Annotated in this window: 30 protein-coding genes; 22 read left to right on the top strand and 8 right to left on the bottom strand. The window is 60.0% G+C overall.

Going from position 1 to position 23,166, the window contains the following annotated elements; all coding sequences use genetic code 11:
• Nucleotides 1-13: 13 nt before the first annotated feature.
• The 6 genes from DL544_RS06230 to DL544_RS21230 all read left to right on the top strand — a co-directional run bounded on the left by DL544_RS06230 (nucleotide 14) and on the right by DL544_RS21230 (nucleotide 3,446).
• A complete protein-coding gene (locus DL544_RS06230; protein ID WP_176556911.1) occupies nucleotides 14-337 on the top strand; it encodes a hypothetical protein in 324 nt (107 codons plus the stop codon).
• A gap of 229 nt (nucleotides 338-566) precedes the next feature.
• The gene (locus tag DL544_RS06235) at nucleotides 567-1,022 is read left to right on the top strand and encodes a hemagglutinin repeat-containing protein (RefSeq protein ID WP_065186722.1); all 456 of its coding nucleotides are present in this window, start codon (nucleotides 567-569) and stop codon (nucleotides 1,020-1,022) included.
• 53 nt (nucleotides 1,023-1,075) lie between these two features.
• Complete coding sequence (locus tag DL544_RS06240) at nucleotides 1,076-1,846, top strand: hypothetical protein (RefSeq protein WP_139726892.1); 771 nt, start codon at nucleotides 1,076-1,078, stop codon at nucleotides 1,844-1,846.
• Nucleotides 1,843-2,310: a hypothetical protein gene (locus DL544_RS06245; RefSeq protein WP_139726893.1), complete on the top strand. Its 468-nt coding sequence runs from the start codon at nucleotides 1,843-1,845 to the stop codon at nucleotides 2,308-2,310. Before DL544_RS06240 ends, DL544_RS06245 begins: the two co-directional genes overlap by 4 nt.
• Before the next feature lie 166 nt (nucleotides 2,311-2,476).
• Nucleotides 2,477-2,860 carry a hypothetical protein gene (locus DL544_RS06250; protein ID WP_139726894.1) on the top strand — a complete coding sequence of 128 codons (384 nt, stop codon included), beginning with the start codon at nucleotides 2,477-2,479 and terminating at the stop codon, nucleotides 2,858-2,860.
• 166 nt (nucleotides 2,861-3,026) lie between these two features.
• A complete protein-coding gene (locus DL544_RS21230) occupies nucleotides 3,027-3,446 on the top strand; it encodes a hypothetical protein (RefSeq protein ID WP_176556912.1) in 420 nt (139 codons plus the stop codon).
• Nucleotides 3,447-3,490: 44 nt separating this feature from the next.
• On the opposite strand, the gene DL544_RS06255 is transcribed toward DL544_RS21230, so the two are convergent.
• Complete coding sequence (locus DL544_RS06255) at nucleotides 3,491-3,805, bottom strand: hypothetical protein (RefSeq protein WP_139726895.1); 315 nt, start codon at nucleotides 3,803-3,805, stop codon at nucleotides 3,491-3,493.
• A 139-nt stretch (nucleotides 3,806-3,944) separates the two neighbouring features.
• On the opposite strand from DL544_RS06255, the gene DL544_RS06260 reads away from it, so the two are divergent.
• From DL544_RS06260 to cdiI, 9 genes are all read left to right on the top strand, one after another.
• Complete coding sequence (locus tag DL544_RS06260) at nucleotides 3,945-4,520, top strand: hypothetical protein (RefSeq protein ID WP_139726896.1); 576 nt, start codon at nucleotides 3,945-3,947, stop codon at nucleotides 4,518-4,520.
• On the top strand, nucleotides 4,517-4,888 hold the full coding sequence (locus DL544_RS06265; protein ID WP_050562685.1) for a hypothetical protein: 372 nt from the start codon (nucleotides 4,517-4,519) through the stop codon (nucleotides 4,886-4,888). The genes DL544_RS06260 and DL544_RS06265 overlap by 4 nt, the downstream gene beginning before the upstream one ends.
• Before the next feature lie 29 nt (nucleotides 4,889-4,917).
• Nucleotides 4,918-5,751 carry a VENN motif pre-toxin domain-containing protein gene (locus tag DL544_RS06270; RefSeq protein ID WP_139726897.1) on the top strand — a complete coding sequence of 278 codons (834 nt, stop codon included), beginning with the start codon at nucleotides 4,918-4,920 and terminating at the stop codon, nucleotides 5,749-5,751.
• 428 nt (nucleotides 5,752-6,179) lie between these two features.
• Nucleotides 6,180-6,725, top strand: a complete 546-nt coding sequence (locus tag DL544_RS06275) for a hypothetical protein (protein WP_139726898.1) — start codon at nucleotides 6,180-6,182, stop codon at nucleotides 6,723-6,725.
• A gap of 6 nt (nucleotides 6,726-6,731) precedes the next feature.
• Nucleotides 6,732-6,953 carry a hypothetical protein gene (locus DL544_RS21645; protein ID WP_231109072.1) on the top strand — a complete coding sequence of 74 codons (222 nt, stop codon included), beginning with the start codon at nucleotides 6,732-6,734 and terminating at the stop codon, nucleotides 6,951-6,953.
• Between the two features lie 11 nt (nucleotides 6,954-6,964).
• A complete protein-coding gene (locus DL544_RS06280) occupies nucleotides 6,965-8,503 on the top strand; it encodes a VENN motif pre-toxin domain-containing protein (protein WP_255313073.1) in 1,539 nt (512 codons plus the stop codon).
• Nucleotides 8,446-9,069 (top strand): hypothetical protein, encoded by a 624-nt coding sequence (locus DL544_RS06285; protein ID WP_139726899.1) that lies wholly within the window; start codon nucleotides 8,446-8,448, stop codon nucleotides 9,067-9,069. The genes DL544_RS06280 and DL544_RS06285 overlap by 58 nt, the downstream gene beginning before the upstream one ends.
• A 223-nt stretch (nucleotides 9,070-9,292) precedes the next feature.
• Nucleotides 9,293-9,601: a CdiA family toxin C-terminal domain-containing protein gene (locus tag DL544_RS06290; protein WP_343234772.1), complete on the top strand. Its 309-nt coding sequence runs from the start codon at nucleotides 9,293-9,295 to the stop codon at nucleotides 9,599-9,601.
• A gap of 34 nt (nucleotides 9,602-9,635) precedes the next feature.
• Nucleotides 9,636-9,980: a ribonuclease toxin immunity protein CdiI gene (gene cdiI, locus DL544_RS22350; protein WP_353089338.1), complete on the top strand. Its 345-nt coding sequence runs from the start codon at nucleotides 9,636-9,638 to the stop codon at nucleotides 9,978-9,980.
• Here the strand turns inward: cdiI and DL544_RS21235 are convergent.
• Nucleotides 9,901-10,221: a hypothetical protein gene (locus DL544_RS21235; protein ID WP_171955815.1), complete on the bottom strand. Its 321-nt coding sequence runs from the start codon at nucleotides 10,219-10,221 to the stop codon at nucleotides 9,901-9,903. The genes cdiI and DL544_RS21235 overlap by 80 nt on opposite strands.
• 18 nt (nucleotides 10,222-10,239) lie before the next feature.
• On the opposite strand from DL544_RS21235, the gene DL544_RS22355 reads away from it, so the two are divergent.
• The 6 genes from DL544_RS22355 (at nucleotide 10,240) to DL544_RS06330 (ending at nucleotide 15,854) form a co-directional block, all read left to right on the top strand.
• Complete coding sequence (locus DL544_RS22355) at nucleotides 10,240-10,443, top strand: deaminase domain-containing protein (protein ID WP_199161080.1); 204 nt, start codon at nucleotides 10,240-10,242, stop codon at nucleotides 10,441-10,443.
• Between the two features lie 29 nt (nucleotides 10,444-10,472).
• Nucleotides 10,473-10,841 (top strand): hypothetical protein, encoded by a 369-nt coding sequence (locus DL544_RS06305; protein ID WP_139726902.1) that lies wholly within the window; start codon nucleotides 10,473-10,475, stop codon nucleotides 10,839-10,841.
• A gap of 322 nt (nucleotides 10,842-11,163) precedes the next feature.
• Nucleotides 11,164-12,045, top strand: coding sequence for a DUF2628 domain-containing protein (locus DL544_RS06310; RefSeq protein ID WP_139726903.1), 882 nt, complete (start codon nucleotides 11,164-11,166; stop codon nucleotides 12,043-12,045).
• A gap of 452 nt (nucleotides 12,046-12,497) precedes the next feature.
• Complete coding sequence (locus tag DL544_RS06320) at nucleotides 12,498-12,974, top strand: hypothetical protein (protein ID WP_255313074.1); 477 nt, start codon at nucleotides 12,498-12,500, stop codon at nucleotides 12,972-12,974.
• A 124-nt stretch (nucleotides 12,975-13,098) separates the two neighbouring features.
• Nucleotides 13,099-15,321 (top strand): methyl-accepting chemotaxis protein, encoded by a 2,223-nt coding sequence (locus tag DL544_RS06325; protein ID WP_139726904.1) that lies wholly within the window; start codon nucleotides 13,099-13,101, stop codon nucleotides 15,319-15,321.
• 164 nt (nucleotides 15,322-15,485) lie between these two features.
• Complete coding sequence (locus DL544_RS06330) at nucleotides 15,486-15,854, top strand: glycine zipper 2TM domain-containing protein (protein ID WP_005415760.1); 369 nt, start codon at nucleotides 15,486-15,488, stop codon at nucleotides 15,852-15,854.
• Nucleotides 15,855-15,982: 128 nt separating this feature from the next.
• On the opposite strand, the gene DL544_RS06335 is transcribed toward DL544_RS06330, so the two are convergent.
• The 5 genes from DL544_RS06335 to DL544_RS06355 all read right to left on the bottom strand — a co-directional run bounded on the left by DL544_RS06335 (nucleotide 15,983) and on the right by DL544_RS06355 (nucleotide 21,663).
• The gene (locus DL544_RS06335; RefSeq protein WP_139726905.1) at nucleotides 15,983-17,110 is read right to left on the bottom strand and encodes an ABC transporter permease; all 1,128 of its coding nucleotides are present in this window, start codon (nucleotides 17,108-17,110) and stop codon (nucleotides 15,983-15,985) included.
• Nucleotides 17,107-18,294 carry an ABC transporter permease gene (locus DL544_RS06340; RefSeq protein WP_139726906.1) on the bottom strand — a complete coding sequence of 396 codons (1,188 nt, stop codon included), beginning with the start codon at nucleotides 18,292-18,294 and terminating at the stop codon, nucleotides 17,107-17,109. The genes DL544_RS06335 and DL544_RS06340 overlap by 4 nt, the downstream gene beginning before the upstream one ends.
• Nucleotides 18,279-19,292, bottom strand: a complete 1,014-nt coding sequence (locus DL544_RS06345; RefSeq protein WP_005415763.1) for an HlyD family secretion protein — start codon at nucleotides 19,290-19,292, stop codon at nucleotides 18,279-18,281. Before DL544_RS06345 ends, DL544_RS06340 begins: the two co-directional genes overlap by 16 nt.
• Nucleotides 19,285-20,691 (bottom strand): TolC family protein, encoded by a 1,407-nt coding sequence (locus DL544_RS06350; protein ID WP_065186717.1) that lies wholly within the window; start codon nucleotides 20,689-20,691, stop codon nucleotides 19,285-19,287. The genes DL544_RS06345 and DL544_RS06350 overlap by 8 nt, the downstream gene beginning before the upstream one ends.
• 78 nt (nucleotides 20,692-20,769) lie before the next feature.
• Nucleotides 20,770-21,663 carry a LysR family transcriptional regulator ArgP gene (locus DL544_RS06355; protein WP_139726907.1) on the bottom strand — a complete coding sequence of 298 codons (894 nt, stop codon included), beginning with the start codon at nucleotides 21,661-21,663 and terminating at the stop codon, nucleotides 20,770-20,772.
• Between the two features lie 106 nt (nucleotides 21,664-21,769).
• On the opposite strand from DL544_RS06355, the gene DL544_RS06360 reads away from it, so the two are divergent.
• Nucleotides 21,770-22,384: a LysE/ArgO family amino acid transporter gene (locus DL544_RS06360; RefSeq protein WP_139726908.1), complete on the top strand. Its 615-nt coding sequence runs from the start codon at nucleotides 21,770-21,772 to the stop codon at nucleotides 22,382-22,384.
• Here DL544_RS06360 and map read toward each other — a convergent pair.
• Nucleotides 22,381-23,163, bottom strand: coding sequence for a type I methionyl aminopeptidase (map, locus tag DL544_RS06365; protein WP_176556942.1), 783 nt, complete (start codon nucleotides 23,161-23,163; stop codon nucleotides 22,381-22,383). The two genes, DL544_RS06360 and map, sit on opposite strands and share 4 nt — an antisense overlap.
• Between the last annotated feature and the right edge of the window lie 3 nt (nucleotides 23,164-23,166).

Below are 23,166 nucleotides of genomic sequence, written 5' to 3' on the forward strand. Positions count from 1 at the left end.
TAGATATGTGGTTGTGCTGGTCGCTGAAGGGGTAATTCCTGAGAGGGAATCTCTCGTCTGTCAGGCGTGGGGTGAAGTTCCGATTTCATACTTTCAAGATCACGAAAGTTTGAATGAATGTAGTTTTATTGATTTGAAGGTGAATAAGTGGGAGATCAATGCTGAGTGGAGTCGGAAGTCGGAGGTTGAGCCGTGGATCAGAATTGAAATATTGAGGGGTGGGGTAGTCGCAGAATACTTGGTGGCGCAGGGGCTTTCCTTGGTGGTAGAGGGGGGGCGTTGCTCAGTATTGAAATGGATGATGATGGTGGTGAAATTGACGAGATTCTATTGGTAAATCTTGTGTCGGTTTTCATGCCGGGTAACAGAGTTTTCCAGTGGCGTGGTGGGCTTTCTGAGATTGATGGTGAGTACATTTCACGCTTTCCTGCTCGGGAGGAGGTTCTCGAGCGACTACGCCACTGTCGATGATTGCTGTCTGCGCGGGCCTGTTGAATCCGCCCGAACTGAACCAAATGTTCGCGTCGAGACTGTTGAGGTAGCGCTGCCTCCATCAGTACGCGCAAGTGTCGTTCAGCATAATCGAGAATGCAGACGGTTACGCCAGTGCAGACAAGGCCAATGGCAGCTATCAGAGTGTTGACCAGCAGAGCGACCTGTTCGCCGGCAATGGCGGGTACGGCGTGTACGTGTACGCCGAAGCCAGTGTTGGCAGCAGCAAGGCCAATGCCGAGAGCAGCACCTGGCAGAACACCACGCTGACCGGCAAGAACATCTCGATGAAGGCCGAGGGTGACACCACGTTGCGCGGCGCGACCGCCACGGCTGACCGCATCGACGTCAAGACCGGCGGCACGCTGACCATCGAATCGCTGCAGGACATTGCCAAGAATTCGGTTGAGAACAACTGGCTCAGCAGGCAGGAAATCGCGCTCATGGAGTCCGAGCGGGCCGCGTGCGGTGGCAAGGGGGAGATGACCAAGCCTGTAAGGGCTCTGTTACTCGTGCGTATGACGAGCTGAACGCAGAGCGCGATCGCGTATTGCTTGCGCATGGTGCTGCTGTTGAGCTGAGTATGCGGTCCTATCCAGCAACTTCAGAAGACGACTGGAAGCGCGAGTTTGCAGCGCGGATCGACGCCTACTGGCAGCTGCGCTATCCAGGTGTTTCCGTAGAAGACCGCATAGCGGGACCAACTCCAGGTGCCGACGCTTCCTATGCGTTCCGTGAGTTGCGTGGTCAGGCACTTGCGAGCAGCTTGACCGCCATCTCCTCTATTGCCGAGAAGGGGATTAGTTCGTGGTACATGGATATGGTAGCAGCAGACGCGGCAAAGATGCGTGATGGGGTCGCTGCACAGTTTGATCTGATTAGTGGTTTGGTTACGTCTAAGTACCCATCGATCGACATTCAGGCGATGGTGGACCAAGGGGCTGTTCTTACCGAGGTCGAGAAGGCGCAGGCATATCTGGCATTGATCGCAAGATCTGGAAATAAATTCTCTAATGTTCTGCGAGTAAAGGGGGTTGCTACCGCAGATAGAGTGGTTATCGATGAGGGGCGAATTGACCACATGTTTAGAGATGATAGAGGTCACCTGCCCGATACTCCTGCAAACAGAGAGCTTCTCCTCCGTGTTGCCAATGATCCGGCGGCAATCAATGGGGTGGACAAGTTCGGTGTGAGGTGGTCTTCTTCAACTCAGTCAGAGGGAACCCAGGTATGGGTTCGGGTTAGTAAGGGGGTGGTGGTTAATGGTGGGGTAAATAAAAATCCGCTGCCTTATCATCAGGATTATGGATTTGCGTCGCCGGTAAAGCCGGTTCAAAAAAAGGTTACGAAATGAATGTTACTGATGTGAAAGATTTTGGTGAAGTTTCCGCTCAGGCTGCATATGTGCTGATGTGCGTTTTCTTGCGGAAGTATATGGAGAGAGGGGATGGGCGGGACACTCTCGTTGATCTATTATCTTCGGCCAGCTCATTTTTGTGGGCGAATGGCTTGCCTAATGACCCGGCAATGTGGGATGACTGGCGCGATGCATTTGCAGAGGTTGCCGTCGCTGGAAATGCACTTAGTTCTGAATTTTGTAGCGCGCAAATGAATTCGTCAGGCGGGCGTTTAACGTTGCTCGATGCATTCTCAGTGATGCTGGTATTCCTTGAGGGCATTTTTGATCGATCTGGTGAGGATCTTCCGCTGCTCGAAGTTATTGGGCGTCTAATGTCACCTCTAAGTGATTCCGGTTGTCTGAGTGATTCCTCTGTATGGGTTGAGTGGACGGATTCGGTTCGAAAGGTTGGGGTATAGGGTTTTGGGTGGTTGCTTCTCTGATGGCGATAGGAGTTGAAGGGGGTAATATTGGAAGAGTGATTGGGATATTTTCACTGATGGGTGGGGAAACTTATTCATTAAATTATTTAGAGATAAGGCGGCGGGGCTTGAGTGCAACGTTTCTAGCAAAGGGCGGAGAGTGATGGCTCGCTTGTCGGAAATTTTGAGGGATGGGCTGATTTCAGGTCTTTCGGGTGTAAATAATAATTCGGGTGCGAGGGGTGTTCTTGAGGCACTGATCAAATGGGTTATGGAATGCGAAGGCGAGGTTCGCAGAGAACCCTTCCTAAGCTATGGCTTTGACTTGATGGTGAACATGGACGGTCGATTGGATGAATATCCATTCGCAGAGATCGGGGAAGCGGATGTTGGGCGCGTGTATTTGCGTGCGACCCAGTTGAGAAACGCAAGTGATGACGGTGTCGCGCAGTTTGTCAGAGATCTGATGGAGGAGTTGGTCGCCGTCGAGATTGACAGGGTGTGTCTCCGCTGCGGGGAGGCGTATATGCGGGCATATATGGGTTGATCAGTTTTACGCCCGCATTTCAGTGTGATGTATGCGGCTATGGCGAATTCTTGAATGGTTCGGCTTTGAGGGGTGAAAGGCTTCGATTCATTACATTGAAGGAGCTTGAGTCTTTCGAGATTTCTTGGCTGTGGATTGCATGCGATCTAGATAAATAAGGTGGTCTATGAAGTATCCTGCGCGGGAGGAGTTTCTTGATAGGTTTGGGCTTGAGCCTTTTAAAGTGGATCCGGAGATTGGCCTGTTTGTTTACAGGGCAGGCTCGGAGGGGCAGGTTGAGGTTGAGTTCTCCTTTAGCTTGGTAATGCGGTCTTTTCAGGCTTTGATCTCTATTGATGGGGGGGGGGGGGATGTTTCTGTTATCTCATCGGAGGGTGTGAATTCTATTTCGATATTTGAAAATAATGGAAGGTCCGGTTTGCGTATTGAATTTATTCCTGGGTTGGGCCTATCCAGGGCTGAGTTGGTGCTTGAACCAACGATACATCTCTCCTGGTCTACGCTTGTTAGGAGGGATGTTCGACAGCAAGCTGGCGAAGCACGCCAAGGCGTCTTTGGGGAGGTCGTACGCCAATCAGGCCCTTGAACGAAGTCATCGAACGCTGGGCTAAGGTTGAGTCATGATGATTGCTACGCCTCACCATCACAGCCGGGCGCTTCGCGCTGATAGCTGTGGCGATGGCTGCCGGTGAGACCGGCTGGTGAGGATGTGGGGAAGGGGGCAATCCGTATGCGCAGGTGTCGTTCGGTACCGCGTGGAATGCCGACGGGTATGCCAGCGCAGGCAAGGCCAGCGGCAGCTATCAGGGTGTTGGCCAGCAGAGCGGCCTGTTTGCCGGCAATGGCGGCTACCATGTCGATGCCGGCCACGTGAACCCTGGTGGGCGGGGTGATTGCCAGCACCCATGCGGGCAACTGGCTGGGCAGGCAGGAAATCGAACTCATGGAGTCCGAGCGGGCCGCGTGTGATGGAGAAGGGGGCGATGTCCGAGCCTGCAAGGACTCTGTGACACGTGCGTATGACGAGTTGAACGTATAACGCGACCGTGAGCTGCTTGCGTACGGTGCTGCTGTTGAGCTGAGCATGCGCTCCTCTCCAGCTACTTCAGAGGACGACTGGAAGCACGAGTGGGCGACTCGTGTCGATCAATACTGGGAACAGTACGGTGTTGCGGTTGAGGATAGGGTCGCTGGACCCACGCCGGGAGCGGACGCAGAATTTGCTTATCGTCAGCTTCAAAATGTCGCCCTCGCTTCGGGTATGACAGCCGTCGGAGAGGTGATGGACAAGGGTCTCGATCGATGGTTCATGGACGAGAGTCGGCGAAACCTCGAGGCAACTTTGGAGGGTCTATCTTCGACGTTGAGCTTGATGCGGGGCTATGTATCATCTCTTCACCCTGACATCTACATGCAGGGTGCTATCGATCAATCGTCGGTCATGACGAAGACCGAAGAGATGGCTGCTTATCTTGCGATCCTGCCAAGTGGAGGTTCCACGTTCTCCCATTTTGTCGTGGTCGATGGTGTGACAGAGCGCGCCGGTGTCAAGGTTGTAGCTATTCGAGATCCTCATGGTGTTCAGTACTTCAGTGCATTGTCCACGTTCGAGAGAAATTTCTCAGGTGATGTTGTAGTTCCGAGGGGAGTGCAAAAATGAAATTGAGGGTTAGCTTTCCAGATAATCTTGCTTCTGAGGGTCTGATAAATCAGGAGCGAATTCCGTGCTTGTGTAAAGTGGCTGATTGCTTTGAGGTGGTCATTTTCGACAGCAGCCCTGAAGTCACAGGTGTTATGGAGGAGTGGGATCGTCGGGAGCTGGCGCTGCGGGCGGTTGCGGGCGCCGGCGGGAAGTACTCTCATTATGCGAGAGGGCTTATCACGATTCGGCCGGTGAGTTTGGGTCTCTATGATGTTATTGATCTGCAGTTCTTCTATGCCAGCATGGGGTGGTGTCCGGTGATTCGGGATGGGGAGTACGCCCCGCCACTATCTTATGAGGGTGACGGCTGGGGAGTTAGTAGCTAGGGCCATGTCGTCTCTTTGTTGGGTCCAATTTGGGGCGCGCAGGAATAGTTGGTGCGCTGGCGCCAAATGCCGCTTACTTCATTGGCAGCAAGCTGGACCCGAACCACGGCAGCTATCCCAATGCGACTCTGCAATTGCTGTCGCATGCGGTGTCGGGTGCGCTGTTGGCGGAAGCCAATGGTGGCAGCGCGGGAACCGGAGCGGTCTCCGCGGCTGGCGGCGAGTTGGCCGCGAGTGTACTGACCAGTACGTTGACCGGGGGAGATCCTTCCAGGCTGAGCCCGGAGCAGAAGGAGATGGTGCTGGCGTTGTCGCAGGCGGTTGGTGCACTGGCGAGTGGGTTGTCAGGGCAGGATCTGGCCGGGATCGCGTTGAATGCGGGGATTGCCAAGAACTCGGTTGAGAATAACTACCTTTCATTTGAGCAACGAACTGCCAAAGATACTGAAAGGGCGAAGTGCGGCAAGGATGATGTCTGCCGCCGTGAGGTTGAGGATCGTTGGGTAGATGTCAGTCAAGGTCAAAGTCGGGAAATGAAAGATCGCTATCTCTCGTATCTGTCTGAAGACGAGAGATCTGTGCTGTTTAATCTGAAGCCCGGAACCGTCGCGTATGATGAGATCATTGCTCTAGCAGTTATTCGTGAGAGTGGAAAATCGCCAGACTATGGTTCGATTTTCGCTCGGGACGTATCGCTTCTGAGAGAGAACGATTGGGTTGGTGCCTTGGTTGGCGGAATTCCAGCGGGCATGCGCCTTGCAGACAGGAATCGTCTGGAAATGGCGGTGTTGGGTCCTGTCTTTGCAATGCCCAGCGTGCTTTCTTCGCACGGGGGGGGGCAAGTCCGGAGACAATTTCCCTAACCAATCAAATTGGATCCATTGCATGGGATGTGGCTGGAGCTGCGGTCGCCTTCGGCCCGAAATCAACAAGCTCTCGGAGTGGGGCGACAAAGGACCCGGTAGCAGTGGGGGAGGCGTTCCTCAGCCCAAGGTTATGGCATTTTGGGAAAATCCACTTCTGACCGATGTCAAATTCTCAAAGGGTCAGACCAGGTATAGTGCGGATCAGACGCAAACAAACGTTTCCGTTGGTGATGCGATCCGAACTCTTTAGGGTAATGGATATTCCAGGACTGTTTCCAAGGATGGGGCTGTGACCGTTTTACAGAAAGGGGATAATATCTACAGGTTCTATCCGAAGTCTTCTTCGGATGGTGTTCCATCTGCATCGCTTACCATTTCTGGCCAGAAAAAGCCTGTTCTGAAGATTTGTGTCATCGGGAATGAAAATGGAAAATGATTATCTATTTGAAATAAAAGAAAAGGTGGCGGGATTCGTTTCTCGCCTAGTCGATCTTGAAATGGATCTTCCTCAAATGGTTTTTAGGAGGTCTGGCTGGCGCTTCAGGTTCTTTGAGAGGCCAGCTCTGTTGAATGATGAAGTTATGTCAAATTTGATTGAAAGTTCATCAAGAACTTTTGGTCCAGGTATTTTTGTAAAATTCTCTCGATCGTCTGATTTGAATTCATTTTTGGTGATTGATAGTTCTTGCGTCGAGCGGGCATGTGATTCGGTCGCTGATGCTTATGAAAATAATTTGATGGACCTAGGATATCCAGTTATCTTTGGGGATCTGGAGGGGCGTTGGATCGGCTTTGAAAGTGTTTACGAGGAGTTGGGTGTCCTTGCAGTTAGAGATTCGATCCAGACACATGAGTTCATTTCGAATCTTGGTGAGGGATTGATTTCGGTTCGTGATTTGCAGGCGTGGGCCGTGGATGGGGGCGATCTTGAGAAGGCCGCAAGAGCTTTCTTGGCAGCCTATGATGATTGAATTTTAATGGTTGATGGTCGCGTTATCTTCGGTGCCTTTGCGCGGGTTAATTCGCCGTTGATCGATCCGATCAACAACGTCGTCGCGATGCGAAATTCCAATGATCGCCTGCCGAACATGCGAGGCATGGCGGCGCAAGAACATCTCGATGAAGGCCGCGAGCGATACCACGCTGTGGTGCGACCGCGACCGCCGACCGTATTGACGTCAAGACCGGCGGCGCGCTGACGATCGAGTCGTTGCAGGACATCGCCGAGAGCATGTCCAGGAACAGCCAGGTGGGTGGCCGCGTACAGGTGTCGTTCGGCACCGCGTGGAATGCAGACGGTTACGCCAGTGCAGGCAAGGCCAGCGGCAGTTATCAGGGTGTTGGCCAGCAGAGCGGCCTGTTTGCCGGCAATGGCGGGTACCACGTCGATGCCGGCCACGTGAACCTGGTGGGCGGGGCGATTGCCAGCACTAATGCAGGCAACAGTGAACTGACTGCGGACTCGCTGACGTTCACCGACCTGCAGAACCACATGGACTACGCAGCCAGCTCCGGCAGCATCAGTGGTGGTGCGGGCGGGAAGATGGATGGCTGGGCGCCCAAGCCGGGAACGGCCGCACCGCGAGGTGGTCCGGGCCTGCCGATGATGGAAAAGGGCAGCGACAGCAGCTCCACCCTTGCCACCTTGACCGAGGGCAACATCACCATCGGTGGCAAGCAGACGTCGGCGGCCGAGCTGGGCATCAACACCGACGCCAGTGGAGCGCATCGCGTGCTGGACGCATTGCCGGATGCGAGCAAGCTGCTGGCAGACCAGCAGGCGATGGCGGCTGCCGCTGGGACGGTGATGGCCACCAGCCAGCAGATTGCCTGGGATATTGGCAGTGCGGATGCGAAGAAGATCACGGACAAGTATCGGGAGCCGATGAGTCCCGAAGAGAAACGGGCATTCGACGCGCTTCTTCCCGATGAGCAGTTCAAGCGCCTGGTCGCGTTCGATGCATCCTACCCCGATGCGCTGATGACCCAGCAGAAGTGGGCGCCTGATGGTGTCTATGGCCGCGCGCTCGGCGCAGTGATCAGCGCGCTGGTCGGTGGTGTTGAAGGGCAGGGGCTGGGTCAGCTGGGTTCCAACGCGCTGGCACCGTATGCGGCTGAACTGATCGGCAAGACCTTTGACCCGAACAAGCAGAGTGCTGTGCCTAGCGAGGCCATGCAGATGCTGTCGCACGCGCTGCTGGGCGCGCTGTTGGCAGAGGCCAATGGTGGCAAGGCGGGGAGTGGGGCGTTGGCTGCCGGTGGTGGTGAGTTGGCGGCGAAATTCCTGGGTGACTACTACGCCAAACAGAATAAGGGGCAGTTGTCGCCCGAGCAGGCGGAGCAAGTAAGGGTGCTCGGGCAGGCAGTCGGCGCAATGGCGGGAGGACTTTCCGCTGCAGGAATTTCTGGCGCGACATTGGGCATGGGTATTGCAAAAAATTCCGTTGAGAATAACTACCTGAATCACGACGAGCGGATGGAGTACCTTCAGGCGACCGTTATCTGCTCTGATGCAGGTAAAGACTGCGATATCAAGGAAAACTTCGAGCGGCTCTCCGCTGAGCGCGATTACAAGCTGTTGATGGCGTGCCAAGTGCCAGGATCTGCCGCATGTGCTGAACAGCGCTCACTTGCGAAAATTGCATTGGAATCGCATAACTCACCTATATATAAGGAGAGTATGACGCATGGATGGCGGAAAACGCCGATAAGCTCATCGCTGCAAGCAAGAATGCCGGTTCTGGGGTAAGCCTTGAAAAAATTGCCATTCACTCTTCTACCGAAGATCTGCAAAGGAAGGTGTACTGTTCGCTCGTTGGTGAGTGTGGTTCGAACACTGTCGATCTATTGCGTGGTGCAGGCTACGGTGCGGAAGCTGACTGGCTGTCGTCGACGAATCGAGCAGTCGCTGGTGCTGCCTTTGTAAATGGGCTCTGGACTGGGGGAAGAGACCTGGTAGCGGGTGCTGCAAGCATGAACCAGATCGGTGTTCTGCTGGGTTTGGTCTCGGATTACAAGGAGATGGACAAGCTTGGCTTGCAGGCCTTCTCCCAAAAACGCAACAACGCGATAAGCCAGGCCATCAATGAGTACATGGAGAAGACTGCGGGGTTGGCCTACTACTTAGCTGGTGGACGAAACTCGTGGAACTTTGAGGATGTCGACCAAGCAGCGAACGTTGGCGGAAAGCTCACTGTTGATATCGGAACCTCTTTGTTAGGGCCTGAGGCGTTCCTTGCAAAGGGGCTAAGACCACCGCATTGGAGGCCGCTGCCTCGGAGGCGCTCGAACGAGCTCGAGTGGCGCGCTCGGTAAAATTGGAGCCGGATGGCTCGTTGCCGCCGCATTTGCTGCCAGATAACATTGTTGGGGATGGAAGTATTGCTCACTTGGGGGGGGTGTTAATTATCCGGACGGCATATCATTCAAGGTCGATATTGATGCGCATATTTCTCGTCCAGATGGTTATTCTCAGAAGAACGGAATTTCTGGGGCGCACAATTCAGTGGAATTCAGGTCGGAGGCTGCGGCTCGTGGCGTGAAAATCGTAAGCGAGGTTTCCACGGATGTTCCGGGTGTTTCCGTTATTTCTTATCAGGTGCCGGCATTGGATCCTACTGGGAAAGTAATTGTGGGCTATAAAAATAAAGTCCAGACGAAGACGGTTTATGATCCGGCTATAATGTCAGATAGGAAGGTTTTGGCGCTCGGCCAGGAGGCTGCTGCGAAGGGTTACAAGGACGCTGTTGCTGCGGGGAAGAGGATATATGAGTCCAATGCGGGAGGCGTCTCTTTCGTTGTGTACATCGATGATGCTGGTGTAGTTAAAAATTTCCACCCTAAGTGAGGCTGTTATGAGTGATCAGTTGTTTGGATCTTGGATGGATAAGAGAGATTCTGATTGGGTGGTTTTTGCCTACTTTGATTGGATTTATTCGTCGGGAATGTTTATTCAGATGCTCGAGTGTCTATCAAGGGGGTGGGGTTTTGGTACCGATGATGTTGATTGTAGATTTCCGGATAACAATAGCTTCGACGTGGATGATCATTTTTCTGGGGTGGAATTTTCATATGGGCTCAAGTACGACCCGGACGTTGTAATTGTTAGTGATGAAGAGTTTAATAGATACCTGGGTATGGCATGTCTCAAGTATATAGAAAGAACTCCGGGATCGGCTGAGTACGTTCGCTCAATGCTGTGCCGGAATGAGCCGGGAAATGGCTAATCCAGACTGCGGCCCTGCTGATGATGGCAGCATCGTTAATGCGGGAGCCGTGGCTGGCGCTGTTGCCATCGCTGGTGAGCCGTCTGCTTACGCATTGCTGGCGAGCTCGCTGTGCCTGTGTCATCGCCAGAATATTATCGGGTGCTTCAGGGCTGGGTCTGGCTGGGGTCGCGTTGAATGTGGGGATTGCCAAGAATTCGGTTGAGAGCAACTGGCTTGGCAGGCCGGAAATCGCACTCATGGAGTCCGAGCGGGCTGCGTGAGGTGGCAAGTCCGGAGAGACGTCGATGGTGAGTTCAAGGTCCTTGATGACGTTGCCCGGACTTTGGGTGAGAAAAGAGCGGCAACAGAGCGAATTGACTTGTTTTCGGAGTTAAAGGCGTGCGCAAGCTGCTCAGGTGTGATAATGCGGTTTGGTGAGCGGTATCCGGAAATTCAGTTGAATATATCTACTGGGAAATGAGTGTGAGAAGGTGGGGTTACCTGGATTATTTGAATTCCATAAAGGCCGATGTTGCTGAGGGCTTGGAGGTGCTTGAGTATGATGTGTTTCAGTCATTGTATTTTGCGTATAGCTCTCTCGAGCTTAAGCTTCAACATGATCCCGATGAGGTTGTGTTTGCGGTGACTGCCGTTCTTGCGGTCATTATGGAGCGGGGGGTTCTGTCAAAATATAAAGATGCGGATGAGTTCGTAGTTGGATTTATGGATTGCTATGCGGGGGTGGGGTTAGGGCGGGCGCTGCGTTGCTGCAGGGTGATGATCGGGATCATTTTAATGGTGATGTCGAGAGGGTGGCCGCCGCATTGGGGGGTATGGGGATTTGTCGGAGATGGTGAGCGAATTCCTTCCGGTTTTTGATTGGAGGCTATTTGAGCTTTGATGATGCGCGCGGTGATGTCGGAGTGGATGGGGTGCTTGCAGTCGGTTTCGGTGCATGTGATGCTCGATTTATAACCGTCGTCAACATCGCGACTGCTGCATATGCTGGTGGATTTACTGCAGTACGAGTGGCTGGAGAAATGCGTTTTATATCAATCGTTACGAACTGCAAAACGGTCCGCTAGACCTTCCGGGGCTACAGTGACAGTTCCTGCCGCTCGAGGATGAGCCGGAGCAGGTCGTGACTGCAATCTGCGTAAGCGGTCTTGAATTAATCCGTGGCGAGTTTGGATAAAAGATAATGAAAGTAAGGATTGAACCCACCTTCGGCAGCGCCGTCGGTGAAGCGGTGCAGAGCACAGATGCAACCTCTGATGGGCCGAGCGAGAAGGACGCACTGGCGATCGTGGTAGGAGACCGGTTCTCCACCTACCTCCACTACTGGAGGCTGTACGACGCAAGCGGCGGGGCGCCAAGGCGCTGGAACTGGCCGGCATTCCTGTTCTCGTCACTCTGGCTCTTCTTCCGGCGCATGCATGCGTGGGGCGCGATCTGGTTCATCCTTTCGCCGTTGCTGATGACCACCTTCGTGCTGCTGGGGCTGCCATGGTTGTCCTTGCTCTCCTTCGTGGTGTTTCGCGTACTCGCAGGAATCCTGGCGAATCCGCTGTACCTAGCGCATTGCCGAAGGATTGTCCGCAAGGTTGATGCTGAGCATCGCGGGGCACATCGGCGGCACCTTGAGCTGCAGAAGGCTGGTGGTGTCAGCTACACCGCTCTGGTGATCGCCTTGGCGGTAACGGCCTCACAGAACACCCTGATCAAACTGATCGTTGGTTCGATATCAGAGCCAACGCCCACGCAGTCTGCTCTGCACGTGGCGGCGAGCCCGCCGGATCTGCCGGACCCGCAGATAGAGGAAGCGGAGCGTGTCGCGTATCAGGAGCAAATGCGTGCGATCGCAATGACGGCGTGGCCAGCAGGTGTTCCCATCGAGGGCAATGCCTGCGTTGTCGAGCTGCGACTGGCGCCCCCGGGGCGAGTGCTGGAGGCCAATGTTTTGGAGCCGTGCACGTTGAGCGAGGAGCAGCGCGAGATGATGCTGGGCGAGATCAGGCGCACGGACTTCACGATCGAGGGGAAGATGCGGTTCTTCAACCGGCATACCCTCATTGGATTGTGATCGCTGACATCCGGCGAGAGTCGCTCTGGAAATGGGGCATGCAGGGAGATTATTGGTGAAAGAACAGCTCTTGACGATCGAGGAAGCTCACATGGCGATGTTCTACTTCCTCCAGATCGACTATTCCCGCGGCCCCAGCGATGAGATCGGGGGCTGCTGGGTTCACTTGGCTGGAGTCTTAAGGAGGATCGAAGCCCCACGGATCCAGGTGCGTGGGAGGACTGGTTGGACGCGGTGAGAGCGTCCATGGGGAACAGCGAGGAGGGAATAAAGGATATGAGTGCTACCTACACTGATCTGAAGCGGTAGCCGGATTGTTGCGAGCTCCCATGGGTGAGGTGGGCAGGGGTAGTCCGTATGAATCAGGAATTCTTCAGGACAGAAATGAAGCCGAAGACGAAAGCGGCCATGCCGAGTCATGAAGCTGTTGGCTTCAGATTGATGGTTCGATAATGAGCATTTCGCTGTTTCTGGAAGTCGAAGCCGGTGCAGATCTGGGTGTCGTGCTGCACGCTCTGGATTCGATCCAGGCCGAGTACTCCGACGGTACTGACGGTCTGCGTGGATATCTTCCAGCATCCAACACCGGCTTCGGGTTCGGCATCGTCGACCCGCCGGAAGCTGTCGTAGCGGAAGGGATTGAGGCCTCGTGGCAGGTGGGCCTGCTGGGTTCGTTCCATTTCCGCGCGTGCGGGTTTGAAAGCGCCTGGGAGGAAATATGCCACTTCATCAAGCGTTACGCTGCGGCGTGCGGGTTCCGGTTTGTACTCTCCTTCCAGTTCGAGAGCGTCTATGCGGCAAGGCTCGGGAAGGATCTGGTCTTCCCGGGCCAGCTACCCCGTAATGCCGCGCAACGGGCTGGCAGGTCCCTGTCTGATCCCATCTCGCTACCCGTGGCGATATACCTTATGGATAGAAAGCCCTCGTGAGTCGTCCTATTTCACACCTGTCTGCACAGTTCCAGAGTTTTAGATCGATATAATAATATCGACCCATAAAGTTTCCCCTGCCTGCGCCGCCATCGATCGTACGGCCATGATCAAGGGAATTGAGATGCTCGCCTTACGCAACCTCCGTGTGGGATCCCGGCTGGGGGCCGGGTTCGGTTTGCTGCTGCTGTTCATCGTGGCCATCGTCGGCCTGGCGCTGTACGGAAACCATCTGAAGTCTGCCCAGTTCTCGAAAGTGGTGGACGTCAACATGGTGAAGATGCGGCTGTTGAACGAGATGCTGGATACCAACAACGCGGTGCTGATGCATCGCCGGCTGATGGTGATCAAGCGCGGTGAGGATTTCGACAAGGATTATCAGAAGGCGCAGGAGCTGTCGCAGACCTACGACGGCATCTGGGCCAAGTACATCAAGATTCCACGCGATGCCACCGGTGATGCCCTGGTGGCGAAGATCGACGCGGCACGCAAGGCCACCGACGCCTCCACCCAGCATCTGCACGAGCGCATGAAGGCCGGTGATTTCGACGGTGCGGCCAAGGAACTGCTCGCCGAGCACGGACTGGCTACCGCATGGAACGAGACGATCTCGACCCTGCTGCGGCATCAGGAGACACTGACCGCGCGCAGCCGCGAGGAATACCGTTCAACCGAATCCTGGACAGGCACGCTGTCGATCGTGTTCGGCGTGCTGAGCCTGATACTGGGCTCGCTGGCCGCGTGGGCCATCACCCGCAGCCTGACCCGCCCGCTGGAAGGTGCGGTGAAGCTGGCCGACGGCATCGCCAACGGGCGGCTGGACAACAGCATCGACGCGTCCGGCAACGATGAGGTGACGCAGCTGCTCAGGTCGATGCAGCGCATGCAGGCGCAGTTGCAGTCGGTGATGGCGGCGCAGGGCGAGCTGGCCCGCCAGCACGATGCCGGCAGCCTCAGCTATCGCATGGACGAGGCTGCCTTCCCCGGCGACTACGGGCGCATGGTGCACGAGACGAATGCGCTGGTCGGCTCGCACGTGCAAGTGCAGAACCGGCTGATCGAAGTGATGAAGCATTACGCCCGTGGCGACCTGTCGGTGGACATGGATCCGCTGCCGGGCGAGAAGGCGGCGATCACTCAGGCAATGGACGAGACCAAGACCAGCCTGTCGGCGATCAACGGCGAGATCCGCCGGCTGGCGACGGCCGCGGCGGCGGGCGACTTCAGCCTGCGCGGCGATGAAGATCGCTTCGCCTACGATTTCCGCGACATGGTGGCCGGGCTCAATCGCCTGATGCAGACCACCGACCAGAACCTGGTACAGGTGTCGACGCTGCTGCAGGCGATTTCGCGCGGTGACCTCACCGTGCGCATGCAGGGTGACTTCCACGGCGTGTTCGCCCGCATGCGCGATGACTGCAATGCCACCGTCGATCAGCTCAAGCAGATTGTCGGCCGCATCCAGTCCAGTGCGTCCAGCATCAACCTGGCAGCGGGCGAGATTGCCTCGGGCAACACCGATCTGTCGCGGCGTACCGAACAGCAGGCGGCAAACCTGGAAGAGACCGCAGCATCGATGGAGGAACTGACCTCCACCGTGAAGCAGAACGCCGAGCATGCACGCCAGGCCAATCAGCTCGCGATTGGCGCGCACGGTGTCGCGTCGCAGGGCGGCGAGGTGGTCGGCCAGGTGGTCACCACGATGTCGGCCATCGAAGCCTCGTCGAAGAAGATCGCCGAGATCATCAGTGTCATCGACGGCATCGCCTTCCAGACCAACATCCTGGCCTTGAACGCGGCGGTGGAAGCCGCGCGTGCCGGCGAGCAGGGCAGGGGCTTTGCGGTGGTGGCCAGTGAGGTGCGCACGTTGGCACAACGCTCGGCCGGAGCGGCCAAGGAGATCAAGGGCCTGATCGAGGATTCGGTCGGTAAGGTCGCCGATGGATCGGCGCTGGTCCGCCAGGCAGGCACTACGATGGGTGAGATCGTGGCGTCGGTGCAGCGCGTGACCGACATCATGGCCGAGATCTCTGCCGCGTCGCAGGAGCAGAGCTCGGGCATCGAACAGGTCAACCAGGCGGTGGTGCAGATGGACGAAACCACGCAGCAGAATGCGGCGCTGGTGGAAGAAGCCAGCGCGGCGGCACGCTCCATGGCGGAGCAGGCCAACCTGTTGGCCGAGGCGGTTTCGGTGTTCCGCACCGGTGCGGTAACCGCGGCTGCAGCCGTGCGTCCGGTCCTGGCTGCGGTGGCCGCAACGGTCACTCCGGTGCGCAGGCCGGCGGCACTGTCGCCGCGCATCGAGCCGACGCTGGCGGCCAACGCCGGTGGCTGGGAAGAGTTCTAGAACGTGGCATGCCGGTAGGGAGACGGCGCCCATCACGACGGCTGATCGCGATGGGCGCAACTTTCTTCCTGAACGCGCGATGGCCGATGAGGTGGCGGACACGCGCATTTCACTTCCGGTTGCCAACCGCAGGAGGAGACTTGCGTCATACCGGAACTCAGGAGATGGCCATGAAGACCTCGACCCGATTGCTTGTGCTGGGCACCCTGCTGGCGGCTTCGTCGGTGGCCGGCGCGCAGACGTATGGCCCGCGCGATGAGGGACGCAAGTTCAACGACGGCAGCCGCGTGGTCTGCAAGAACGTGGAAGTGCAGCGCAACTCGCGCGATCCGAACCGCATTGCGGGTACGGCCACGGGTGCAGTGATCGGCGGCCTGCTGGGCAACCAGGTGGGCGGCGGCAATGGCAAGAAGCTCGCTACCGTGGCCGGTGCTGTGGCCGGTGGTGCGGCCGGTCGCCAGATCCAGGGCAACAGCCAGCAGAAGAACGGCGACCGCGTGGTCGAGCGCCGTTGCGAGCGCGTCTATCGTTGATCGGTTGCCGACAGCGCCCGTTCCCCCCTTGCACATCGCAGTACTCGAACGCCGGCCCCGCGCCGGCGTTCTTCGTTGCAGGAAAAGGGGACGGAGGGAATTAAGTCGCAATCTCCCAAACCAGCCGCTTACGACTTAATTCCCTCCGTCCCCTTTTTGGCGAGGAGGCGCCAGGTGGCGAGGCTGCCATAGAGCAGCAGCAGGACGGTGAGGGTGATCAGTTCGTGGCTGATGTCGGCCAGGCGGGCGTCCATCTGGTTCAGGCGCACCATCAGGTTGATGCCCGAGGTGGTCGGCAGCAGCTGTGCCAGCCAGACCAGCGGTTGCGGCGTCATCACCGCCGGCCACGACAGGTTGGCGAGGAAAAACAGCGGGATCGAGGTGGCGATGATGTACTGGAAGGCGCGTTCGCGGGTACGGAAGAAGCTGCCGATGAACAGGCCGAACGCCACCGTCGCGGCGATGAACAAGGTGCCGCCCAGCAGCTGGCCCAGCGGGTTGCCTCCTCGTGGATAGTCCTGCACCCAGGCGGTGAACCCGGCATACCAGAACAAACCGAACAGGCCGATCAGGCCGAAGCCCATCGCCATGCCGGCCAGGGTCGGGAGGTCGAAGCGCAGGCGCCGGCCGAGCGCGCGGCGGCGGCCGCCGAGGAGAACGCCGATGCCCATCAACAGCGTCTGGTGCACGATCAGCTCGGCCACGCCGGGCACGATGGCGCTGCCATAGCCTTCCTGGGTGTTGTACAGCGGGCGCTGTACCAGGGTGACCGGCGGTGCCTGTGGCGCGCCCATGAAGGCGGCCTGGCCGACCACGGCGTCGCGCCCGAATGCGCCCAGTGCATCGGCCACGCTGCCCAGCACCCAGCTGGCACGGCCCAGGTAGGCGCCGTTGCCAAGCAATACCAGCTTGGCCGGATGGCCGCGCAGGATGTCGCGCTCCAGGTTGGCCGGGATCACGACGATGCCTTCGGCGTGGCCGGCTTCGAGCTGCTGGCGTGCGCTGTCGACGTCCGCCGGTTGCCCGACCACGCGCGCAACGCGCAGTGCGTCGAGCTTGCGCAGCAGCTCGCGGCTGGTCGCGCTATGGTCTTCGTCCACCACCAGCACCGGCAGGTTGCCGGCCACCTGGTGCCGGTAGGCGGCTGGATAGAAGAACGAATACAGGATCACCGCACCGACCATCACCACGATCGCGTAGCGGTCGCACAGCACCGCCATCAGGGTCTGCTGCAGGCTGCGCCAGAGCATGCTCATGCGTCAGCCCCTGCGGATTGTGCGGCGGCAGGCGTGCGTGCAAAGGCGATCAGGCGCAGGCCGCCGATGCCACCGGCCACCACCGTCATCAACAGCAGCGTAGCCAGCGGCCATGCCGAAACCTGCAGCGGCGAGCCGATGAACTGCTGCTGGGTCTGCAGCTTGATGTAGGCGCTCAATGGCAGCAGCTGGTGCCAGACGCGGGTAAACAACGGCCCGTCCAGCACCGGGAAGGTGGCACTGGAAAACGCCAGTGCGGTGCCGATGCTCAGACCCACCGCGGACAGTGCGGTACCCATGTCGCGGGTGACGCCGACGAAAAACAACGCGTAGGTGGCCGTGGCCAGGTAGAACAGGGGCTGTGCGAGCAGCAGCAGGAGCACGCTGCCGGCCACACCATCGCCGCGCAGCCAGGCCAGGTAGCCGATGCCGAGCGCGCCATACAGCGAGAACAGCAGGAGGTACGGCGCGACCTTGCCGGCAATCGCCGACCACGGCGTGCGAGCCAGCCAGGCGGGCAGGGTGCCATCGCGGATCTCGCGGCCGAGGCTGCCGGCCACCGCAAGTGCCAGTACCAGTGACAGCACCGCCGGGAAGATCAGTGGCAGCAGGAACAGTTCGTAGCTGCGAGCCGGGTTGTAGAGGATGTCAGACTGCACCGCGATCGGCGCCGCGCGCAGCTTGCCCGGGCCGACCTGCAGGCCGATGCGCTCGCGCAGCAGGCGTGCGTTCCATGCGGAAACCGCGTCGCCGATGTCGCGCGACGCCGACTGGCCGGTGGTCATGTAGGTGGCGTTGTAATAGGCGAACACCGTGCCCTGGCGCCCACGCAGCGCCTGCCGGGTGACATCGCGCGGCACCAGCACGATGGCGAACACGTCCAGGCTGCGCAGCTGCGAACGTGCCTCCTCCAGGTCCGCTGGCTGGCTGGCGACGCGTACGCCGGGACTGGCGTCGAGCATGCGCAGCAGCAGGCGGCTGTCACTGCTGTGGTCAAGGTCGACCACAGCAATCGGGATATCGCGCATCACCGACGGCGTGAACATCCATGCCATCACTACCAGCATCAGTAGTGGCAGCAAGGTGACCAGCAGCAGGTCGGCACGGTTGCCGCGCAGCGACTGCAGCTCGCGCCGCCACGAAGCGGCGAAGCCGTTGCGGTCCGGGCTCAGTGCTGGGGCCATGCGAACAGCACGCTCATGCCGGGGCGGAAGCCCTCGATGCGGCGTACCGGGCGCACCCGCACCTCGAAGCTGCGGACGTCATAGCCGGACGACTGGCGGGTGGTACGCCAGGTTGCGTAGTCGCCGGCCGGATTGATGAAGTAGACCTCGAACTCGCCATCCAGGCCCAGCGCCGGCACGCTTCCCTGCAGTTTGCTGCCGACCTTCAGGCCCTGCATCTGCGATTCGCGCAGGTTCATCGCCACCCACATGCGGTCGATGTCGACCAGGGTGAACACCGGATAGCCGGCCGGCACCAGCTCGCCCGGATCGGCCATGCGCTTGTTGATCTCGCCCGCCACCGGCGCGCGTCCTTCCACTTCTGCTCGCGCGGCGTTGACCTCGGCCACCGCGCCCTGCGCCTGCTGTACCTGGCCCTGCGCGGCGCGCTTGTCCTGCTCGCGGGCGCCGGCCAATGCCATGTCGTACTGCGCGCGGGCGGCGCGGGCCAGTTCGCGCGAACTGGTGGCCTGGGCATGCGCTTCATCGCGCTTCTGCCGGGTCATCACCCCTTCGTTGAACAGGTTCTGCACGCGCTGGTAGGTCGCTTCGGCCAGCGTCGCGCCGGCTTCGGCCCGCTTCCAGTTCGCTTCGGCGGCGCGGATGTCTTCGCTGCGCGCGCCTTCGTCGGCCTTGTCGGCCACCGCCTGCGCAGCGGCCAATGCGCCGTGCGCCTGCTGTTCCTTGGCGGCCACTTCGGGACTGTCGAGCAGGAACAGCACCTGCCCGGGCTGCACGCGATCGCCCTCGCGCACCTTCAGCTCGGCCACGCGCGCGGTGATCTTGGCGGCCACGTTGATCGTGTCCGCATCGGCCATGCCCTGGATCTGGTCGGCCGGGCTGCGCCAGGCCAGCCACAGGCCGAGCACCACCGCGACCAGCAGGACCACCAGCAGGATCGGTCCCAGCCGTCGCTTGCCGGGGGGCGTCGTCGCATCGTCGTGCAGCACATCACTCATGGTCGATCACCTCGTCCGCACGCCGCCGGAATTCTTCGAAACGGTCCATCTGTCCACTGATCTCCAGCAACTGTGCCAGCGCAATGTCGTATTGGTAGGCGGCCTGTGCGCGCTCGACACGGGCGCCGCCCAGGCCGAGCCGCGCATCGATCACATCCAGCGAGGTGGCCTGGCCTTCGCGGAATGCCAGCTCCTGCAGGCGCAGGTTTTCCTGTGCCTGGGTGATGCTGCTGTCGAGCAGCACGAACTGCTGGCGCGCGGTCTCAAGTTCGTTCCAGGCCTTGCGCACGCCCAGTGCGACCTGGTTCTCGGCCTCGCGCAGGCCCGCTTCGGCCTGGTCCTGCTGCGCACGCGCGGCGCTGATCTGCGCCGGCCGCGAGTTCGGCGACAGGAAGGTGTACTTCAGGCCGATGCCGAACGCCCAGTCCGGATCGGTCAGCATCTCGTCGCGGCGGCGGAAGTCGTACTGGCCGAAGGCGAAAATCTGCGGCTTCAGCTTGGCCTGCTGCACGCGCACGCCCTGTTCGGCCTGCGCCACCATCGCGCGCAAGCGCGCGATCTGCGGCTGGCGCGCCTGCGCCGTGCGCTCGAAGCTGGCCACCGGTTCCATCGGCACGCGCTGCACGAACAGCGGCGACACCGGCTGCACCTCGCCACCACTGCGCAGCAGCGTGGCCAGCGCGGCCTTCAGCGTAGCCAGATCGTTCACCGTCTTCTGGTATTCGCGCTCGGCCTTGTCGCGGGCCACGGTGGCCTGCAGGCGCTGGGCGCGGGTGGCGAAGCCCTCGCGCTCCAGCTTTTCTGCATCGGACAGGTGGCGGTTGAGGCCGTCGCGTACGTCGCGGCGCACGTCCACCGCCTGCTCGGCCAGGCGCTGGCCGAAGTAGGCCTGGGCCAGCTGCACGGTCAATGATTGGCGCTGTGCCTCGCGCTCGGCGTTGGCCTGCTCATGGGCGGCGCTGGCCGCACGTTGCGCGGCCGGGATCACGCCGCCGGTGTACAGCGGCAGCACCGCGGTCACTACCGGGCGTGTACGCCAGTCGCGCTCGGTGAACGACAGCGGCGAATCGATACCGAAGGCTTCAGCCACGGGCGCCAGCGAACCCAGTGGCAGGGTCAGGGTCTTCTGGAACTGCAGGCGGCGTACTTCGCCGGTGATCTCCGGCAGGCGCAGCAGGCGCGTGGCGTCCTGCAGGTCCTGCTTGTTGCGTACCGCTGCATCAGCCGCCGCCAGCGCATCGGAGACCTGCTCCAGGCGTTGGCGTGCCTGTTCCCAGTCCAATGCGGGGGTGTCGTTGCTGTTCTGCGCGGACGCAGCGGTTGGCAGGCAGGTCGCCAGCACCAGCGCCAGCGCGGCCTTCGCGCGGTGCATCCTTGTACGTCGGCCGATCACGCCCATGCCGTCCCAGTGGTAAAGAAGTGCGCAAACGGTAGTGCGCGCGGCGTGAAGCCCGAGTCTGCGGTCATCGGATTGTCCTCAACGAAGGGTGCCGCTGGCTGCAGTGCGCAGCGCCTGGGTGATGTGCTGCAGCGTGCTTGAGCGCACGGCGGCATGTTGCCAGTACAGCGGCACATCCAGCCAGCGGTGGGGTTCCAGTACCACCACGCGGCCGGCGCGCACGGCGGGCGCGACCAGGGTTTCCGGGGCCATGCCCCAACCGAGTCCGCACGCGGCGGCTTCGACGAAACCGGTGGAAGAGGGCAGGTAGTGTAGCGGCGGCTGCAGTCGCGCGCGGGTCAGGCGCCGCACGAAGCGCCATTGCAGTTCATCCTTGCGGTTGAACACCAGCATCGGTGCGCGCGCCAGGGCCGCGGCCTGCATGCCATCGTTGAAGTATTGGCGGGCGAAGCCGGGCGAAGCGATCGCGTGGTAACGCATGGCGCCGAGCGGGTGCACGTTGCAGCCCTTCACCGGCTGGCTTTCGGCGGTCACTGCGCCGAGCACGCTGCCATCGCGCAGCAACTGCAGGGTGTGGTCCTGGTCGTCCATGCGCAGGTCGAACAGGTAGCCATGGCGCTGGTGCAGGTCAGCGATGGCGGGCACGAACCAGGTATCAAGCGAGTCGTCGTTGACCGCCAGGGGGATGGGCGTACGCGTAGCGTCGTTGCCACGCTCGGGTAGCAGCTCGGCCAGCGCCTCGGCTTCCAGTGCCTGCATCGGGCGTACCCGGCGCAGCAGCGCTTCCACCGCAGCAGTCGGTCGGCAGGGTGCCTGGCGCACCACCAGGACCTGCCCGAGCCTGTCTTCCAGCGCCTTGATCCGTTGCGACAGTGCTGATGGGCTGATCGACAGGCGGCGTGCCGCAGCCTCGAAGCTGCCTTCTTCCAGCACCGCAGCGAATGCGGCCAATTGTGGATGTACCAGATCCATGCCGGTGCCCCTTCAGTTTTCCTGCACAGGATAAAGAATAATCAGATTGTCTAAACATCGCCATTGGCCTCACCCTGCGTGTCCCCTCGCTGCCTGGCCTGTCCTGATGTGGATCGCCGCTACCGCCGCCGGCCTGTTCGCAGGTGCCGGCCTGATCATCGCCATCGGCGCACAGAATGCCTTCGTGCTGCGCCAGGGCCTGCAGCAGCGGCATGTGGGCAGGGTGGTGCTGGCCTGCGCCGGCGCGGACATCGCGTTGATCCTGGCCGGCGTCGGTGGCATGGGCGCGCTGGTGCTGCAGTGGCCGTTGCTGCTGCAGGTGCTGCGCTTCGGTGGTGCGGCGTTCCTGCTCTGGTATGGCGTGCAGGCGGGACTGCGTGCGTGGCGCGGTGGTGGCGTACTGGCCGCCACCGAGGCGCAGGGCGGCAGCGGACGGCAGGTGCTGCTGACCTGCCTGGCGTTCACCCTGCTCAACCCGCATGTCTATCTGGATACGGTGGTGCTGCTGGGCAGCCTGTCCACGCGTTACCCGGGTGACCTGCGCTGGGCGCTCGCCGCCGGTGCGTGCGCCGCCAGCGTGGCCTGGTTCTGCACGCTGGGCTATGGCGCGCGCCTGTTGCAGCCGGTGTTCCGCAGGCCGGACGCCTGGCGGGTGCTGGATGGGGGCGTCGCGATCTTCATGTTCTGCCTGGCAACGGTGCTTCTGTTGCGTCCGCTCTAGGCCGCATCCACCGCGCACAATGGCGCTTCGCCGGGGCGCAGGGTCAGTACGCGCACACCGTTGCGGGTGACCGCCACCGTGTGCTCGAACTGCGCCGACAGCTTGCCGTCGCGGGTGTAGACCGGCCATTGGTCCGGCTGCTGGCGGATGGCCGGCTTGCCCTGGTTGAGCATCGGCTCGATGGTGAACACCATGCCCTCCTCCAGCACCCTGCCGGTGTTGGGATGGCCGTAGTGCAGGATCTGCGGTTCCTCGTGCATTTCCTGGCCGATGCCATGGCCGCAGTATTCCTTCACCACGCTGTAGCCGTGGCTGCGCGCGTGGCGGGCGATGGCGTGGCCGATGTCGCCCAGGCGTGCACCGGGGCGCACCGCAGCGATGCCTTTCCACATCGCCTGGTAGGCGGTCCGCACCAGCCTGCGCGCGGCGTAGTCGACCTCGCCCACCAAGTAGGTGGTGCTGGAGTCGGCGATGTAGCCGTTCTTCTCCAGGGTGATGTCGAGGTTGACGATCTGGCCGTTACGCAGCACGTCGGTGGTGCTGGGTACGCCGTGGCAGATCACCTTGTCGATCGAGGCGTTGAGCACGTACGGGAAGCCGTACTGGCCCTTGCTGGCCGGCCGCGCCTGCAGCTCGTCAACGATCATGCGTTCGACGAAATCGTTGATCTCCATCGTGCTGCGGCCCTGCAGTGGCAGCCGGTCGAGCGCGGCGAACACCTGCGCAAGCAGGCGCCCGGATTCGGCCATCAGCGCGATCTCGTCGGGGCGCTTGATGATCGC

It is taken from the genome of Stenotrophomonas sp. pho (genome assembly GCF_006228405.1).
Lineage (GTDB): Bacteria > Pseudomonadota > Gammaproteobacteria > Xanthomonadales > Xanthomonadaceae > Stenotrophomonas > Stenotrophomonas sepilia.